The sequence below is a fragment of the Pseudomonas sp. G3-39 genome (assembly GCF_054790485.1).
The window spans coordinates 1,201,684-1,218,500 of sequence record NZ_CP186497.1 but is presented as its reverse complement, the minus strand read 5'-3'; the positions used below and the strand labels follow the sequence as shown (position 1 = coordinate 1,218,500).

General features: G+C 59.2%; 21 protein-coding genes. 1 reads left to right on the top strand and 20 read right to left on the bottom strand.

The window, feature by feature from the left end; genetic code table 11:
• Positions 1 to 6: 6 nt before the first annotated feature.
• The 20 genes from ACOYXG_RS05420 to ACOYXG_RS05325 form a co-directional block, all read right to left on the bottom strand.
• Complete coding sequence (locus ACOYXG_RS05420) at positions 7 to 219, bottom strand: tail protein X (RefSeq protein WP_007964330.1); 213 nt, start codon at positions 217 to 219, stop codon at positions 7 to 9.
• Entirely contained in the window at positions 212 to 595 is a 384-nt protein-coding gene (locus ACOYXG_RS05415) for a phage tail protein (protein WP_007964328.1), read from the bottom strand. Before ACOYXG_RS05415 ends, ACOYXG_RS05420 begins: the two co-directional genes overlap by 8 nt.
• Positions 592 to 3,066, bottom strand: a complete 2,475-nt coding sequence (locus ACOYXG_RS05410; protein WP_460356335.1) for a phage tail tape measure protein — start codon at positions 3,064 to 3,066, stop codon at positions 592 to 594. Before ACOYXG_RS05410 ends, ACOYXG_RS05415 begins: the two co-directional genes overlap by 4 nt.
• A gap of 128 nt (positions 3,067 to 3,194) precedes the next feature.
• Positions 3,195 to 3,776 carry a phage tail assembly protein gene (locus ACOYXG_RS05405; protein WP_460356332.1) on the bottom strand — a complete coding sequence of 194 codons (582 nt, stop codon included), beginning with the start codon at positions 3,774 to 3,776 and terminating at the stop codon, positions 3,195 to 3,197.
• A 181-nt stretch (positions 3,777 to 3,957) separates the two neighbouring features.
• Complete coding sequence (locus ACOYXG_RS05400; RefSeq protein ID WP_183781410.1) at positions 3,958 to 4,464, bottom strand: phage major tail tube protein; 507 nt, start codon at positions 4,462 to 4,464, stop codon at positions 3,958 to 3,960.
• Positions 4,464 to 5,630 carry a phage tail sheath protein gene (locus ACOYXG_RS05395; protein ID WP_460356329.1) on the bottom strand — a complete coding sequence of 389 codons (1,167 nt, stop codon included), beginning with the start codon at positions 5,628 to 5,630 and terminating at the stop codon, positions 4,464 to 4,466. Before ACOYXG_RS05395 ends, ACOYXG_RS05400 begins: the two co-directional genes overlap by 1 nt.
• A gap of 2 nt (positions 5,631 to 5,632) precedes the next feature.
• The gene (locus ACOYXG_RS05390) at positions 5,633 to 5,818 is read right to left on the bottom strand and encodes a hypothetical protein (protein ID WP_115988108.1); all 186 of its coding nucleotides are present in this window, start codon (positions 5,816 to 5,818) and stop codon (positions 5,633 to 5,635) included.
• 87 nt (positions 5,819 to 5,905) lie between these two features.
• Complete coding sequence (locus tag ACOYXG_RS05385) at positions 5,906 to 6,163, bottom strand: tail fiber assembly protein (protein ID WP_232519474.1); 258 nt, start codon at positions 6,161 to 6,163, stop codon at positions 5,906 to 5,908.
• A gap of 9 nt (positions 6,164 to 6,172) precedes the next feature.
• The gene (locus ACOYXG_RS05380; RefSeq protein WP_103367837.1) at positions 6,173 to 6,793 is read right to left on the bottom strand and encodes a hypothetical protein; all 621 of its coding nucleotides are present in this window, start codon (positions 6,791 to 6,793) and stop codon (positions 6,173 to 6,175) included.
• Positions 6,794 to 6,873: 80 nt separating this feature from the next.
• On the bottom strand, positions 6,874 to 7,404 hold the full coding sequence (locus tag ACOYXG_RS05375) for a hypothetical protein (protein WP_103367838.1): 531 nt from the start codon (positions 7,402 to 7,404) through the stop codon (positions 6,874 to 6,876).
• Positions 7,405 to 7,473: 69 nt separating this feature from the next.
• Positions 7,474 to 8,127 carry a phage tail protein I gene (locus ACOYXG_RS05370; protein WP_115988109.1) on the bottom strand — a complete coding sequence of 218 codons (654 nt, stop codon included), beginning with the start codon at positions 8,125 to 8,127 and terminating at the stop codon, positions 7,474 to 7,476.
• Positions 8,124 to 9,119, bottom strand: a complete 996-nt coding sequence (locus tag ACOYXG_RS05365; RefSeq protein WP_460356323.1) for a baseplate J/gp47 family protein — start codon at positions 9,117 to 9,119, stop codon at positions 8,124 to 8,126. The genes ACOYXG_RS05370 and ACOYXG_RS05365 overlap by 4 nt, the downstream gene beginning before the upstream one ends.
• Entirely contained in the window at positions 9,116 to 9,448 is a 333-nt protein-coding gene (locus ACOYXG_RS05360; RefSeq protein ID WP_047601262.1) for a phage baseplate protein, read from the bottom strand. The genes ACOYXG_RS05365 and ACOYXG_RS05360 overlap by 4 nt, the downstream gene beginning before the upstream one ends.
• A gap of 14 nt (positions 9,449 to 9,462) precedes the next feature.
• Positions 9,463 to 10,071, bottom strand: coding sequence for a phage baseplate assembly protein V (locus tag ACOYXG_RS05355; RefSeq protein ID WP_460356321.1), 609 nt, complete (start codon positions 10,069 to 10,071; stop codon positions 9,463 to 9,465).
• Positions 10,072 to 10,074: 3 nt separating this feature from the next.
• The gene (locus ACOYXG_RS05350) at positions 10,075 to 10,596 is read right to left on the bottom strand and encodes a hypothetical protein (protein WP_247269392.1); all 522 of its coding nucleotides are present in this window, start codon (positions 10,594 to 10,596) and stop codon (positions 10,075 to 10,077) included.
• Between the two features lie 72 nt (positions 10,597 to 10,668).
• Entirely contained in the window at positions 10,669 to 11,010 is a 342-nt protein-coding gene (locus tag ACOYXG_RS05345; protein ID WP_150370372.1) for a phage holin family protein, read from the bottom strand.
• Between the two features lie 145 nt (positions 11,011 to 11,155).
• The gene (locus ACOYXG_RS05340) at positions 11,156 to 11,584 is read right to left on the bottom strand and encodes a tail fiber assembly protein (RefSeq protein ID WP_178085231.1); all 429 of its coding nucleotides are present in this window, start codon (positions 11,582 to 11,584) and stop codon (positions 11,156 to 11,158) included.
• 265 nt (positions 11,585 to 11,849) lie between these two features.
• Entirely contained in the window at positions 11,850 to 12,272 is a 423-nt protein-coding gene (locus tag ACOYXG_RS05335) for a tail fiber assembly protein (RefSeq protein ID WP_150370371.1), read from the bottom strand.
• A 49-nt stretch (positions 12,273 to 12,321) separates the two neighbouring features.
• Entirely contained in the window at positions 12,322 to 12,726 is a 405-nt protein-coding gene (locus tag ACOYXG_RS05330) for a tail fiber assembly protein (RefSeq protein WP_123587030.1), read from the bottom strand.
• A gap of 511 nt (positions 12,727 to 13,237) precedes the next feature.
• Positions 13,238 to 13,972, bottom strand: a complete 735-nt coding sequence (locus ACOYXG_RS05325) for a LexA family transcriptional regulator (protein ID WP_027611049.1) — start codon at positions 13,970 to 13,972, stop codon at positions 13,238 to 13,240.
• Between the two features lie 209 nt (positions 13,973 to 14,181).
• Between ACOYXG_RS05325 and mutS the strand changes: the two genes are divergently transcribed.
• Positions 14,182 to 16,764: a DNA mismatch repair protein MutS gene (gene mutS / locus ACOYXG_RS05320; RefSeq protein WP_027611048.1), complete on the top strand. Its 2,583-nt coding sequence runs from the start codon at positions 14,182 to 14,184 to the stop codon at positions 16,762 to 16,764.
• The last annotated feature ends 53 nt before the right edge of the window (positions 16,765 to 16,817 follow it).

Below are 16,817 nucleotides of genomic sequence, written 5' to 3'. Positions count from 1 at the left end.
ACCTCCTTAGTCCCAGGCCAGAACCGGTTTGATCGCGGCGGGTTTGCTGTCGAGTTCCGGCAGTGTCACCCAGACACCTGCCGGGAGAATCGGACCACGTTCGGCCAAGGTCGGGTTGAGTTTCCACAGGGCTTCTTCGGCGCTGTCATCGCTGCGACCGGTTTCACGGTAGAGCAGCAGATTCACCGAATCGCCGGCCATGCTTCGTACCTTACGCATTGTTGAACTCCGCCAGTTCAAGGGTCCAGTCGACCACCATTGCCGTACCATCATCGATGATGCAGGTCTGGGTTTCCTGAACCATGGTGATTCGCCACAGGCCCCAATTACGGCCGATGCCATCAATCAGCGGTAGCGGCACACGAAGGGCTTGCAGCGCCCGCAGCTCATCCAGCCGATCCATGGCCACCGCGTACATTGATTTACCGGTGATGGTCAGGGTTTCGGGTTTCTGGCCAATTTGATGGGACTTGGGTTTGCTGGTGAGAATCTGCAGTTCCGTCCAGCCGCCGTCGGACTTGCGCAGAAAACTGCTGTAGGCAAAGCCGCGTGACAGGCCAAAGATGAAACTGCCCAAGGCCATTTGTTGTTTCATGTGGCGACTCCATCGGTCAGGGCTGCGTCACGTCGTGTGGCGAGGGAATTGGTCGGCATGATCTGGCCCAACTGCCCCATGGTGGTTTGCACCACCAGATTGGCCAGTGCCTGGGCGCTGGTCTGGTCTTGACCATTGATGTTAATGGTTGAGTTGAACGTGACCGGCTGGCTGGCGGCTGTGATCGCAGGTGCCCCGGGGATCGTGGAAATCGCCGAAGTCGCGATAAGGTCTTTGCTGACCTGTGCAGGTGAGCCGAGACGATCGACTTGTGTCCCTAGCTTGTCGCCCAGGGATTCACCGATCGCGCCCCCCGCCATGCTTCCGAGCCACCCGCCAATTGCCGTGCCCACACCGGGCAAAATCAACGTGCCAAGTGCTGCACCGACGGCGGCCCCAGCAGAAGACCCGGCCAACGAGGCACCGGACGACACGACGGCACGCGTATCGCCCTTCATGACGCCGGTGACCATTTCATATCCGGCACTGAGCAACCGCAGCGGCGGTGCCCGTTTGGCAAGCAGTCTGCCTGCCTTGGCGTAAGAACCGGACAGTGAAGCGGCCGGGGCAGGACTGACGGCTGATGACCCTGCAAATGCGGTCATGCTTGCCGGCCAGGACGTGCCGGACATGCGGGGCAGAACGGGTCGTGCCGGCGACGCCGGCGGTGCACTGATCCGTAGTGGCCGAGGAGTCACCGTGCGGGGGCTTTTCCCGCCTCGACCGGTTTGTTCACGTCTGACTCGAGGCTTGGTGCTTGACCGGCGAGGCTTGAGTTTGTCGCCTGTCCCGCCGCCCAGCGGTTTGCAGCAGCAGTCATGGCCCGCGCCATTTCCGGCAGACGTTTTCTTGGCTTTCGGGTCTTCAATATCGGCAATCAAACCGCCAAGACCAAGCGGCAATTTTGAAGCGACGCCCTTGAGCAGCTTGTCGGTGAAATTGCCGAATGCCTTGGCCATCACCGCCACCACGATGGCCGACAGTCCAGCGCCCGCAAGGGCCAATGCCGTCGAGGTCTTGGGATGGGCTTCAGCCATATCGGCCACGCCATTGGTCATATTCGTCAGCGAGTCCAGCGTGCCGGTCGCATCCGGTGCCAACGCCGTGATCAGACGATTGAGACTGGCATCGAACGCGTTCCAGCTTCGCTGAGGATCTTTACCCGCAGGCTCGGCGCTGCGTTGAATCGCGCCGCTGTAAGCCGGTGTCAGTGGATCATCAGGCTTGAGCAATGAAAGCGGCGTCTGAGCCTCCCCGGGCTTGCCCATCCACTGGCGCACGCCCCCCTCACCCTTGAATGGCGATGCGAGGCTGCCCTGGGTCGCTTGCGATGGCACAAGCGTCGACGTTCCTTCCAGTTTGGCCGGCGCAACCAGCGAAAACGCTTTTTGCAGGTCTTCGGGTTTCGCCAGCAGTTTGCGCACACCGTCGTTGCCACCGAAAAGTGTCTTGACCAGCTCCGTTTGCTGCTCTGCCGGTTGTTGCTTCAATGCCGCCAACGCTTTGACAAGGTTGTCCGGTACGTTTTCAGTCAACTTGCCGGGATCAAGGCCCAACGCCTTCCACGCCGACTGCTCGGCCGCCGAGCCTTGGGTGCCTTTGTCCAGGGCTGCGCTGATACTTTTCACCGCCGCGCCGGCACCGGCCTTGTCGACATCAGCGTTGAGCAACGCGGCTGACAGCGCCGCCAACTGCTCGGGCAGGATCCCCACTGCAACGGCCGACTCGCCGGATTGCTGCACGACCGAGCCGATGTCGGCAGCCGTCGCATTCAGTCCGCTGTTGCCCAGATGCTGAGTCGCATCGGCCAGCAGCTGACCTTGAGTGCGATCCAGTTTCATCGACAATTGCCAGGCCGACAGCATTTCACCGGCCGACTTAAGGCTGATGCCGAACGCCGACGCATTGACCGCTGCATCCTGGGCAAAGTCCAGCAGCACCTGTTCCTTGTCGGCGCCCTTGAGACCCGCGCCAATCCCGGATCGGCCAGCCGCGACTTCGACCTGCACCAGATCCACGACCGTCGCCCCACTGCCGGCAACTCGTTTGTCGGTGGCCAGTTCAAGGTTGGCTTTCGACAGCGTGTCGAGGTCGCCACTCAGGCCTTGAACCTGCTTGATCTGGGCCATGGCGGTTTCCAGGGCCATGGCCGATTGCAGGTAGGCCGGAGGCGAGCGTTGTTCAATCTCAGCCTTGAGCTTTGACTTGCTTTCGCCGCCAGCCGCCGGTGCGGCAGTTACCATTGGTACCTTGAACGATGCCAGGGCCGTGTTCAGCCCCAGGACAACGGCGCCGAGTTTGATCTGTTCACGCACCAGACTGCGGATGTCCAGGCTGGCCGTGAGCAGCGCCTCTTTCAGTTCGGACAGTGGTTTGATCAGGCTGTCTGTGGCCGATCCCCCTGCCGACAAACCGGAACCCGCGCCGCCGGTTTGCGCGGCGTACATCAGCGAAAACGATGTGTCTGCCATGCCGCTCTACTCCTGTTTCACGCCAAGGCGAGTGATCGCTATGTCGTAGCGGCGCAACGCCTTTTCGGCGTCCCATTCCAGAATCTCCGCCTCACTTACCGGGTAAATGAGCGGGACGATATCGAGGATTACTTCGATGTCGCGTTCCGAAAGTAGGCCGCCGGCTGGTTTAAAAAATCGTCGATGCGCACCTGCAATTGGGTCCAGTCAGGGACGCTCAGTTGGGCCAGATCGGGGATCATCAGACCGGTGCAATGGGCAGTGATGAACTCGGCGCGTTCCTTGGCCGTTTTCAGTTTCTTCATCACTTTGGTGGCGCGCAGTGCGGGCATTTCCAGCGACAGCGAGGTCACGGTGCGGCCGGTCACGGCGAGCGGTTGCAGCAGTTGCACCTGGTCAGGATCGGCGGACTTTTCCGCGTCCTCGACCTGCTCCAGAAAGTACGACGCCGGACGGGTCGATATCTCGTGCACGTACTGGGCGATGCTCACGTAGTCCGGGCGTTTGAGCTGGTCGAGTTCCTTGACCGACAGGCCGGTGGCGAGCAGCGCCAGTTCGAAGAACTGATCGTCTTCATCATCGCCGGCGCGTTCCAGCGCTTCTTTTTGCGCGGCGTAGAACAGCGGCTTGAGCTGGATCTGTTCGATCTGCGAGCCGTCGTCACCGGTGATCGGCGACAGCAGGTCATGCTTGGGTGGCATCCACGACATGTATGAATTCCTTGGTGATTCTTGAGGGGGTATTGCTAAACATCGGCCAGTCACACTGGCCCAATGTGGGAGCGGGCTTGCTCGCGAAGGCGGCCTGTCAGATAAATGAGCGTCGACTGTCACACCGCATTCGCGAGCAAGCCCGCTCCCACAGGGTCAGGTGCCTGGCTGGCTTACAGCGTTACGGCATCAGCACCGCACGGCGCGCATCACCAAGGATGTCGACGCCGTTAAGCACGAACTTCTGGGTGCGCACGTCGATGTCGATCACCGGCACGCCGTTTTCCAGGCGGTTGTAGGTGCGGCAGGAGAACTCCAGAGTCGTCAGGGCTTTGCCGCCCATCTTGATCGCGTCTTCACCCATGGTTTTGAGCTTGCCGCCGATGGTGTGATAGGTGAACCAGGTGTTGCCGTCCTGATCCTGACCGGCTTCACGCACGTTCAGCAGGATGTCGTCGCCCAGCTTCACCCCCATCGCCAGCAACACTTCTGCACCGGTGCCTTGCAGCTTGAGCGTGGCGTTCAGAGCCTTGGCACTCTTGGCCATTTCCTCAACGATGAAGCGTCCGCCCGTCATGCTTTCCATGTCGAAATCGATTTTCGGCGGGGTGAACTCCTCAACGGTCGCCGACAACGGCAGGCCTTGCAGGGTGGCCGCGATGGCCTGTCTTACGCGGTTGGTAAACATTAGAGAACGTCCTCCAGGAACTGCTCGATGATTTCATCGCGGGCGTTGAGTTGATAAACCATGTGTTCGTTCGGCGCGTAGCGGCCGTAGTCGATGACCACGTACCAGGTGCCGTTCTTGTACTTCTCGACGCTGTTGAGTTCCGGGTGCAGGTACACGCTGCCGCCAGGAATGGTTTCGTCGGCGACCAGGATCTGCAGCCAGTCGTTGATGCGCTTGACCTCCTGATCCATGAACGACTTGGTCAGGTTCTTGGCCATGGCTTTCTGGCCGGCCTTGACCAGCTTGCGGCTGATCGCATCTTCAAGGCCGACGTAGCTGATGAACTTGCCGGTAATCGAACGGTTACCCAGCAGCGAGAAGCCACCGAGCACGGTGCGGGCGTAGTAGCTGACGCCGTAGCGGTTGAGCAGATCGCCTTCGGTGGAGGTATCGAGGATGTTGTACTCAACGACGCGGGACACGTCTTCGGCGTAGGTCACCTGGTTGCCCGGGCTCTCCCACTGCTTGACCTTGGCCAGTGCGGCAATCGCCAAGCTGGACGGCGACAGGAAGACGTTTTTCTTCGCTGCTTTCGAGTACACGGCCGGCATGTTGTGCACCACCAGGCAACGGTCGAAACCGAGGTCGGCGCCGCCAAGTTCCTGGCTGTAAGTCACTTGATCAGCGACCGAGGCATCCTTGCCGTCCAGCACCACACGGGCCTTGATGCGTTTGCCGAACGAAGCGAACTCGCTGGCCACTGCTTTGGTACCGGTGAAGCCCGGCGCGCCAATGATGGTCAGGTCTTCCGGGACACTGCCCAGTGCGGCCAGACCGAGCTTGCGGCCGGTGGTTGGATCGACACCGCCGATCACTGCGTTGACGGTGTCGGCCGGGGTCGCGCCCGCTTCGACGATCACCACGTACACCGGCACCTTGACCACTTTGAGGATCTGGTAAACCGCGTGATACAGCGTGCCCTCTTCGGCGCCGGTCGGATCGAGCAGCGCGTGAGTGGTGAAGCTGTTGATGCGGAACGGTGCGTTACGCGGAATCAGCGGATCAGCCTTCGGCGCGGTGCCGACCAGACCGATGACGTTGTCACCCAGGCCACCCATGGCCTCGGGGGATTCAGTGGCATTGACGGTAATGCCGTTGTGCTCGAAGTTCAAAACCTCAGCCATAGTTAGTCAGCCTTCTTGGCAGCGGCCTTTTTGGCCTGGGTGGAGGGTGTTTTCAGTTCCAGTCGACCGGCGCTGTGCAGCGCACTGGCCTCGACGTCAAGCAGATCAAGGTCTTGACCGACGCTCGACCAGTGCCCACCGCCGGTGGGGAATGGAACGAGCACGGTGTAGGTTTGGCGAACAGACATTTGCGAAATTCTCCAGACGCAAAAATGCAAAAGCCCCATGCCGGGGCTTTGTGCAGACGAAAAAAAACCGCTTTCGCGGTATGTGGCTTACTTGATGAAAGAGGGCAACTCAGGCCAGACCAGTTCAGCCGGTTGTTCCACCGTTTCAGGAATGTCGCGTAGAGCCTTTCGGTAAGCCTTGAGCTGTGCCAGTTGCTCGGCGGTAGCCGGATAATCAGGCAATTGAGTAAAGTCAGTGGCGCGCAGCAATTGATCGCGACGACTGCGAATGGCAGCCCATTCGATCTCCAGCATGGGCACTGCCAGGGGCAGATCGGCCATGATATTTTCTGATTGCTCAGTCATGCTCTCTCCTTAGTTGAACAAAACGGTGTCGGCCAGGGACAACTTCGTCTTCAAGTCACCCAGATTGAATAAGCGGCCATTACCCACGCGCATGGTATCGATACGAACCGTGGTGAAATAAATATTTGGAATCAGCACTCGCATAACAATATTGCCATTTGCATCCACATAAACAGCAGGCGTCATATTGCCAAAGGTAGAAACATTCTGAAGCGTGCGGGTAGGCTGGTAGCAATAACCAACTATTGTTTCCTCAATGATTTTTGCCGTGCCATAACTGTAGCCTTTTATATTGAACCAGAACATTTCGGAGTTGACATTGATATTCAATGGGATTTTGAAATGCATGTAGACATTAAGACTGCTCGCCAGATCTGTCGACACAAAATCACCCTGCGCACCCACCCCATGCACGCCCCCCGTGCCGGTGACAAAACCTTGCAATATGTTCCGACGGATAGTACCCAGGGCCGTTGGATCACCTTCAACATCTTTTAGACTTCGCCATTCATTGAACTGATTCAACGCCGCGGCCATGGTGGTATTAATGCTGCCAATTTTCCCATTCACGACATTGGTCAAATTGTTTGCAGCCGTGACCAACGATGCAACAGTGGTTTCTAGACTCACGTTTAAGTTTCCTGTTTTATTAATAAGCCGACACAACCCTTGACGAGAGACTCGCCTTTATCAGCTGCAACCGCGATGACTTATCGGGTTTCAAGCGCCATTACCCGTAACAGCAGTTGAACATGACGGGACATATTATCGATATCGGCACATGCCAACGCCGTAAACTCTTCACTCAACAATATATTGAGATTTTCCGTCCCTACCGACACGGTGACGCTGTTCGCCGGCAACGGAGAGACATCCAGGGTGAACTTCTGCAATACGCGCGCGGCACTTGCCTTGTAGGTCAGTAACTTGCCGGCTACGGAGTAAACCGCCAGGAGCGTGCCACTGGCGAGATAGAAGCCGAATTCCCCGATTTCATATTCATCCGGACCGCTGAACAGCGCTCCCATCCTGAGTTGTCCTGCACCCAGGTCTTCGTAATCGACAATCGCAACGCGCTGTCGCTCATCGCGAAGTGCGGTTTCGGCGCCGGTAGGATCGTAGCGAGCGGTGCCGGCACCGATATGCGTGATCTCGCCCTTCAAACCCTGGTTTTTTGCCTGCAACACTTCACCCAGTCCCACAGAGGTGAAGCGAACCAGGCGCGTAACGTCATCCGTCATAACTGCGCCCTTCAATCATTGATTTTTGATGCGCTGGAGTTCCAGCGTTTATTGGCCGCGCCTCGCCCTTCACTCAGGCAGCGCCGAGTGCAGAGACAGCTCGCTATCAGAGAGCGGCAACGATGCACCTGCGCCAAACCCCACCAGAGCAGGCAACTCGATTTGCGGCAGAGCCCCTGCCCGCTCGCGGTCATGAATACTCAGACCGGGGTCCACAGCCATCGCAGCTTGCAAACCGGCGCGGGTGCTGTGAACGATGGTAATGGTTGCCTCATCACGCTCGCTTTTCGCTGCATTGATACGCCGTATCAGGCGGTTGTGATCGCCGCTCGACCAACGCGTACCAATCAGCGCCTGCACGTCGAAGGAATAGGGCTGCCCTGCTGGTCGCTGCTGATACCAGGCCGCTATATTCGGCGTGAAACCCAACGACTCAACGGCATGACTCAGCGCCTGGCGAGTACCCGCCTGGCGTTGTATTTGCCAGGCGAGCGATACCGTCAGACGTTTTTCGGTCTCGCCGGCATCGGCATCCCACTCACTGACACCGCGATCCGCTGCCAGATACGGCAGGAATGCCACCGGTGTTTCGCTCGGGTTCATCAGCTCGGGGAACGGCGGCGCGATGCGATCAAGCAGCGCACCGAAGCCCAGATCCAGTCCCCGTTCGAGTGCCGAGCTGTTGGCCGGCAACAAGGTCGGGCGTTGCGTTGGCTCACTCATAGCGTCAGCACCTCGACCTCGACCGCCGTGCAGTACGGCGCCTGAAACGCAGTGGTCACGATCGGCGCCAGCGGTTCAAGAATCTGCAGTTGCACGGCGCCAGCGCTGTGCAGCGTGTAGTCGATCCAGCTCGGGTCGACACGCCCTTCGAGGCGATGACAACTGTCGGCGTAGGCCTGCAATTGTTGCTGCGCGGCGACTTTGGTCAGGCCCGAGTCGGGGCCGGAATTGATCTTCGCCACCACACGAATCTTGTAGCGCTGAATGTCGGCAGCCTTGACCGTGACGAGGTCGGTTTCCGGCCGCACATCAGGGCGGGCGAAGTGCTGACGCACGCCATCCAGCAACGCTGCAGACGGAGTGCCATCGCCGTCGCGGGACAACACTGTGACCTGCACCTCGCCCGGCGCAGTACGCCGACCGTTGCCGTCCTTGACCTGTGCAGCGAGGCCGTCCGGGTTGAAGGCGTAGGTGACGTTCACCACACCGCCATCGCTGGATTCGACCTTCACCGTTGGCCGTTCACCGAGGGTGAATACCTCGCGGCGATACTGCATTCGCGAACCCGCAGCCGGGGCATGCGGCGCCAGGTAATAGCGCAGCCGGGCGTCGTCATCACTTTCATAAATCGGCGGTACCGGCGGAAATGCCGCCGGGTCGCCGGGGTCGAGCAACTGCCGCTCCAGGCCCATGTCCGCCAGCCGTGCGTCGAGGTTGCTGCCGGTCGCCCACCACGCCAGCATCTGCTTGATGCGGGCGTTGTATTTGCGTTCATGGGTTTGCAGACGCACGCAGAAGGCTTCCAGCGCCAAGGTCAGCAGCTCGCTCTCGTTGTCGAGGCTGGTCTTGAGTTTCGCCGCGCTGTCCGGCGCCCGGGCGCCGACGTATTCGACGACGAAAGTCTTGAACTCGGCGAGCAAGTCTTCGAAGGCGTCGACGGTGATCAGCGCCGGTTCGGCCAATTGGTTCTGGCCGGGGATCAACATGCTCATGTCACGACCTCGAATGTCTGTTGACGGTTTTTCCAGGTGCCGGCGAAACGCAGCAGCAGACCGGCGCCGTGACGGCTGGCGACGATCACGCTCGGCTGAAAATCACTGATCCCGTTCTGCGTGTTGTAGAACGCCTGAGCCGCGTGGCTCTGGGCCAGAAGCAGAACGTCGTCACCGAGGTTCTGCCCCAGCAGCGTGGGGATCAGCGAGCCATAAAGGGGCCTTTTTTGCCGGGTGCCCAGCGGCGTGGTCAGGGCTCGTGTCGCGCGCTGCACGAACTGCAGCCAGTCGTCGACCGTGGCCCCGGAGTCTCTATCGATTCCGATCATGGGAAGCTCTTGATTCAGGGGCTGATGACGCGGCCCTGGTGATCCACCAACGGGCCGCTGAAGTGCACGCCCGAGGCGTCGATGCTCAGGCCAACGCCGCCGAGTTGCAGGCTGATCAGCTGTGGTGACATCGTCAGTTGCGCCGGGCCGATGCTCAGTGCAAGCGATTCGCGAGAGCCACTGAATGCGGCCGGGCCGTTCTGCCAGTGCAAGGTGTGTGTAGCGTCGTCGTAGCCGCTTTCAGTGCCGTCGACATGCACACGGCGCGTCAGCGTCGGTACCGTCGCCGTCGGCGGAAATCGGTCACTGTTGAGGCCGAACAACGCCACGCTTTGCGCGCCGCTTTCACCGCTGCCGTAGTTGAATAGCAGGCACTGCTCGCCCACGCTCGGAATCCGCGACTCGCTCTGCGCTCCGGCGCTGGGGTTGAAGAACTTGATCGACGGCGTGAGCAATCCTCCGTGGCTGACTTGGCAGGTGTTGCTCGCGGCATCGACTGCCTGACAGACGCCGATGCGACAGAAACTCTCGGCGCGTCGGTGCAGGTCGTCGATTTCCGCTTCCATCTCGGCCAGCCGCTCGATGATCGGCCCCAGTTGCATGCGCAGTAATGCGTCGAACATCGGTCAGGCCTCCAGCGCGGTGTATTGGTCCGGATCGTCGATATTGCTGACTTCCCAGGTGCGGGCGAATTTCGGCGTGCCGAGCGGGTCGTCGAGCAGCGTCGGACCGAGGTAGAGGGTCTGGGTGAAAGTCAGAGTCCACGCCTTGTATTGCTGATCGGCGCGGATGAGCACTGACGGCAGACCATCAAGGTTCATCGGCAGATCACATTGAGCACCGGGCAGGCCCCAGCGGTTGTCGGTGATCAGGTTTTTCAGCACGGCGATCAGATCGCAGGCGGCAAATGCACTGGCGGACAGTGCCGGAATGACTTGCAGCGACACCGTCATGACGTGGGCGATACGTCCGTCGGCGCCACGCACACCGGGCGCATTACGGTCGAAGTCAATCAATGCCCAGGCCTGAGCGCCGGGGGCGGTGAAGTCGTCGTGATTGCCAACCTGCAGATTCAGGCCGGCGCTGTTGCGCAGGGTTGTCGCCATCGCCGTGAACAGCTGCGAAGGCTGCTGGATCGGTGCGGGCATGCATGACCTCCTTTTCAATTGTCCACGCGCAGCCCCGCCGCATCAGTTGCAGCGAGGCAGGAAAGTGTTGAGTTACTGGGGATCGCGCGGCGAGGGAACTTCGCAGACGCCGATGCGCTTGGCGGCCCAGCGTTCGTACAGACCGATGGCGACGTCGGCACCGGCCATGGCGGTCAGGCAACCGAAGGCACCGGCGGCCCAGATCGACAGCCCGGCTGCATACAGCAGCATGATCGCCGAGACGCCGCAGATCATGCAGGCGCCGGAGCGCAGGGCCAGACGCCGCAGCAATGACCAGCCGCGGGCACCCTCCTTATCGGCGCGCCACATTTCGCCGGACACCCCTCCCACTACAGCGAGGAGGATGACCAGCCAGATCGGCATGTCCGCCAACGCTTGTTGCTCGTTTGTCATGTCACGCCTCCTGGTTCTAGTTGATGAGTATTGTGTGTTGGGTTCAAGCGATGTCTCTTCAGGTAGGCATTCCGAAAAGCCCGGCGTTGAGGCCGGGCTTTTCAGTAATGCGCTCCCGCTGACGGGATTAACGCTTATGCCTGAATCAGAAAGGAGCCACTGGCCAGTCAATCGTGTAGGGATAGCCAGCCTGTTTTTTCACGTCGGAGACTGCAATGTAATATTGCTGATAAGCGAGCCATGCGGCTTCTTCCTCTGGCGTGGCAACACCGAGATTCACCTTGTAATTGACCGGGTTGATATCAAGCCAGCCAGCGGCTACGCCGAGCCGCTGTCGTACAAACAGCGTTACCTGATCAACATGGTCTTGATAAGTGGGCTCAGAAAACTCCCAGCCATTCGCGCCGTATGTAGCCTTCCAGCCCACTTGAACAACGGTGTCAATTGCAAATCCGTACCAACCGCCGGCTATGCCCGGGGGATTGATGACAGGTTGGTCCTCAGAGACCTGAATCATTACCGCCTTGGAATACGCAGCAATATTGCTCATCTCAATGAAAACGTATTTCTTCATGAATATTTCCTTATAACAAAATGGGCCGAGACAAAGTTCTCGATGCGCCAAAGATTCAGTAAGGCGCAACAGGCCAAATGATTTTTTCGGATAGCCGGACTGTTTCAATGTCGCTGACAGCCATGGAATACTGCTTGTGAGCCAGTAGCAACGCATGTACTTTTTGGGTAGCTACAGAAATCAGGCAGGCATTTCGAAAGCCCGTTGGTGAGACCGGGCTTTTCAGTAATGCGCTCTAAGAGGCAGGCGCGTTAACGCATTCGCATCAGAACGGGGCGACTGGCCAGTTGATTGTCGGGAAGGTGTTCTGGTTGATAACTTCGCTGACGGCAACGCAGTACTGCTTATAGGCAACCAGTGCCGACTCATCTGCCGCAGTGGCGATGCCGAGATCCAGCTTGTATTGCAAAGGGTTGAACATCAACCAGCGCCCGGCTGCGTCAAAGCGTTGTTGCATGCGGCCATTGGTGGTCATCTGTTGCTCGAGGAGAGTTGTCTCAACATACTCATCGCCAAAAGGCCCCCAGCTGATTTTCATTCCCGGTTGCGCAATGTCGTTACCGGTGATGTTGCGCCATTGGGCAAAAGGTTCATTTGCCGGAATAGCGGGTGCCGCGCCCTCAGACTCGACGATCTGAAGAATCACGGTGTAACCCATTACTGTCGTTGTAAGTGCGTAACGATTCATTCCAACTTCCTTTTTATTGATTACCAGCGAACGCTGTTTGTCATGTCTGTCAGTACGGGGCGACTGGCCAGACGATAGTTGCCGGATAACCCGGCTGTTTATCGATGTCGCTGACGGCGATGCAATATTGCTTGTGCGTCAGCAGCAGGGCTTGTTCTGCCGGGGTGGCAACGCCGGTCTCAACTTTGTAATTCAGGGAGTTGAGCAGCAACCAGCCAGCGGCAACATTCAGCAATTGCCATTTCTGCTGCTGCGCTTCATCGCGCAGGTCTTGCTCGGAGGGCGGCGTGAATGTCCAGACGCCATCGAATGTTGCGCCCCAACCGACGCGAATCTGTGTATTACCTGTTACATCAACCCAAAACGAAGTTGGCGAAGCAGGTGCTTCCGGGCTGACTTCACTTTCCTTGAGCTGGGTAACTTTGCTGTATTCAACCAGTGCATAGAGATTCATTTAGTCTTCCTTTGTGCGGTGTTAGCGATGAATGTCGTGATGGATCTGGCAGGCATTCCAAAAAGCCCGGCACTTAGCCGGGCTTTTCAGTAATGCGCTCCTTCGCCTTCCTTCAAATCCTGTATCCGAGAAGGAAGCTGACTTTTCGGCGCTACTGGCGCGGTACGAGTCCATTCAAATTGTTTTTCCGACCGCGGTCCCTGCCCGCCGGATAACTGCTCTTGGTGCTTTACGCTGCACACCCGGGTCAGTTGCCAACCCTCTGAACCGTTGAGGCCGGTTCATCGCTGCCTGTTCTTGTGGAACTAAAGAGCTGTTGTTGCCAGCCGCTTTGTCGAGCGGCTTGGTGGCAAGAATATGCATGGATGCATATACAGTCAATGCATAAATGCATTTATTTATGCGAAGGAAATGCACGAACGCATGCAGGCCGCATAAATCAAGGGCTCGAGGGTTTTATTCAGGCGAAAAAAAACCCGCTAGGAGGCGGGTTTCTTTGACGGGTGAAAATCTATCGGGCGTACATGCCCCACCAGAAGACGTGACCGAGGATGACGATCTGCTCGTCCTGCATATCCTGGAAGCTGTAGTCCTCGTCCGGATGTTCATCGCGGTTGAAACTGCGCAGACGGATACCGGTCGGCAGGCGATAGAGCTGCTTCACGCGCAACTGGCCGTTGTGGTTGATCGCGTACAGATCGCCATCGATGATATCGCCGATGCCGCACTTGCCGGCATTGACTCCGACCGTGGCGCCGTCACGCAACACCGGCATCATGCTGTTACCGCGCACCGTCACGCATTTGGCCTGGTCGAACTGCACACCGTTATGGCGCAGGCTGCGTTTGCCGAAGCGCAGGCTAGAGCGTTCGCTCTCTTCGATGACGAATCTTCCTGATCCAGCAGCCAATTCAACCTCACGAAGAAAGGGCACCGACACCTCGTCGTCATCGACAGGGGTATCGTCGTCCCACAGGCTTATGTCCTTGAGTTCCGCATGCACGTCATCGCGCGCGCCACCGGTCGCGATCGCGACATCGGCGCGGCCACGCAATTGATCGGTGCTCACATTGAAGTATTCGGCGATCTTCGAGATATGTTTATCCGAAGGATCGACGATCTTCCCGCTGAGAATCCGCGAGAGCGTTGATTGAGGCACGCCGGTGCGACGGTGGAGCTCCGTGGGGGAGATCCCGTGCTGGTCGAGCAGTGCTCTTAAGACGGAGGATACGTTGCGTTTTTGCATAACGCGCATAGTGCTTGAAGTTTTTTCCGAAGACAAATGCTGATTTGCATAAATCGTGCATAAATCACAATTAAACGCAGAAAGTGTCAGCCGGCCGTCATGCCTGCGTCGAGCCGACCGCCCATGGTAACCTTGCGCCCATCGCGGAAAAGCCCGGCGGTTGCCCTCGCTTTTGCCCTACATCATTTAACGAGTTACCTGACAATCCGATGAATAAAGCCGTCTCCGACCTGTCCTCCCACACCCCGATGATGCAGCAATACTGGCGCCTGAAGAATCAGCACCCGGATCAGCTGATGTTCTATCGCATGGGCGACTTCTACGAGATCTTCTATGAAGACGCGAAGAAGGCGGCCAAGTTGCTCGACATCACTCTGACCGCGCGCGGCCAGTCGGCGGGGCAAGCGATCCCGATGTGCGGGATTCCTTACCACGCGGCGGAAGGTTACCTGGCGAAACTGGTCAAGCTCGGCGAGTCGGTAGTGATCTGCGAGCAGGTCGGCGACCCGGCCACCAGCAAGGGCCCGGTAGAACGTCAGGTGGTACGGATCATTACCCCGGGCACGGTCAGCGACGAAGCGCTGCTCGATGAACGTCGCGACAACCTGATTGCCGCCGTGCTAGGCGACGAGCGCCTGTTCGGTCTGGCAGTGCTGGACATCACCAGCGGCAACTTCACTGTGCTCGAGATCAAGGGCTGGGAAAACCTGCTGGCGGAGCTGGAGCGAGTCAACCCGGTGGAACTGCTGATCCCGGACGATTGGCCGAAAGACCTGCCAGCGGAAAAACGCCGTGGTGTGCGTCGTCGCGCGCCGTGGGATTTCGAGCGCGATTCGGCGCTGAAAAGTCTCTGCCAGCAGTTCTCCACGCAAGACCTGAAAGGTTTTGGCTGTGAAACCCTGACCCTGGCCATCGGCGCCGCCGGTTGCCTGCTGGCCTATGCCAAGGAAACCCAGCGCACCGCCCTGCCCCATCTGCGCAGCCTGCGTCATGAGCGCCTGGACGACACCGTGGTGCTCGACGGCGCCAGCCGTCGCAACCTCGAACTCGACACTAACCTGGCTGGTGGTCGCGACAACACCCTGCAATCGGTGGTTGATCGCTGCCAGACCGCGATGGGCAGCCGCCTGCTGACCCGTTGGCTGAACCGTCCGCTGCGCGATCTGACCGTGCTTTTGGCGCGGCAGACCTCGATCACTTGCCTCCTCGACGGCTACCGCTTCGAAAAGCTGCAGCCGCAGCTCAAGGAAATCGGCGACATCGAGCGGATTCTGGCGCGGATCGGTCTGCGCAATGCGCGCCCTCGTGACCTCGCTCGTCTGCGCGATGCTCTCGGTGCCCTGCCGCAACTGCAAGTGGCGATGACCGACCTCGAAGCACCGCACCTGCAACGCCTGGCGACTACCACCAGCACCTACCCGGAACTGGCGGCGCTGCTGGAAAAAGCCATCATCGACAACCCGCCAGCAGTGATTCGCGACGGCGGCGTGCTGAAAACCGGTTACGACAGCGAACTCGACGAGTTGCAATCGCTGAGCGAAAACGCCGGCCAGTTCCTTATCGATCTGGAAGCCCGGGAAAAGGCCCGCACCGGTCTGGCCAACCTGAAAGTCGGCTACAACCGCATTCACGGCTACTTCATCGAACTGCCGAGCAAGCAGGCGGAATCGGCTCCGGCAGACTACATCCGTCGCCAGACCCTCAAGGGCGCCGAGCGCTTCATCACGCCCGAGCTGAAAGAATTCGAAGACAAGGCGCTCTCGGCCAAGAGCCGTGCCCTGGCTCGCGAGAAAATGCTCTACGAGGCGCTGCTGGAAGACCTGATCAGCCAGTTGCCACCGCTGCAGGATACTGCCGGTGCATTGGCCGAGCTGGATGTGCTGAGCAACCTTGCCGAGCGTGCGCTGAACCTTGACCTGAACTGCCCGCGCTTCGTCAGCGAGCCGTGCATGCGCATCACCCAAGGGCGTCACCCGGTGGTCGAGCAAGTGCTGACTACGCCATTCGTGGCCAACGACCTGAGTCTGGATGACAACACCCGGATGCTGGTGATCACCGGCCCGAACATGGGTGGTAAATCCACCTACATGCGCCAAACCGCATTGATCGTGCTGCTGGCGCATATCGGCAGCTTCGTGCCGGCGGCCAGTTGCGAGTTGTCGCTGGTGGACCGGATCTTCACCCGAATCGGTTCCAGCGATGACCTGGCCGGTGGCCGTTCGACCTTCATGGTCGAGATGAGCGAAACCGCCAACATCCTGCACAATGCCACCGAACGCAGTCTCGTGCTGATGGACGAAGTCGGTCGCGGCACCAGCACCTTCGACGGTCTGTCCCTGGCATGGGCCGCCGCCGAGCGTCTGGCGCATCTGCGTGCCTATACTCTATTTGCCACGCACTATTTCGAACTGACCGTGTTGCCGGAAGCCGAGCCGCTGGTGGCCAACGTGCACCTCAACGCCACTGAGCACAACGAGCGCATCGTGTTCCTGCACCACGTGTTGCCGGGGCCTGCCAGCCAGAGCTACGGCCTGGCGGTGGCGCAACTGGCCGGCGTGCCGAGTGAAGTGATCGTGCGTGCCCGTGAGCACCTGAGCCGACTGGAAGACACCGCATTGCCGCATGAAGCGCCCAAGCCTGCCGTCAAAGGCAAACCGGCCGTTCCGCAGCAGAGCGACATGTTCGCCAGCCTGCCGCACCCGGTGCTCGATGAGTTGGCGAAAGTGGATCTCGATGACCTGACCCCGCGTCGAGCGCTCGAATTGTTATATGCACTTAAGAACCGGATCTAAGCAGCGAAGAACCGGATATAACGCAAACGGCTTCAAGCTGTTAGAATCTCGCG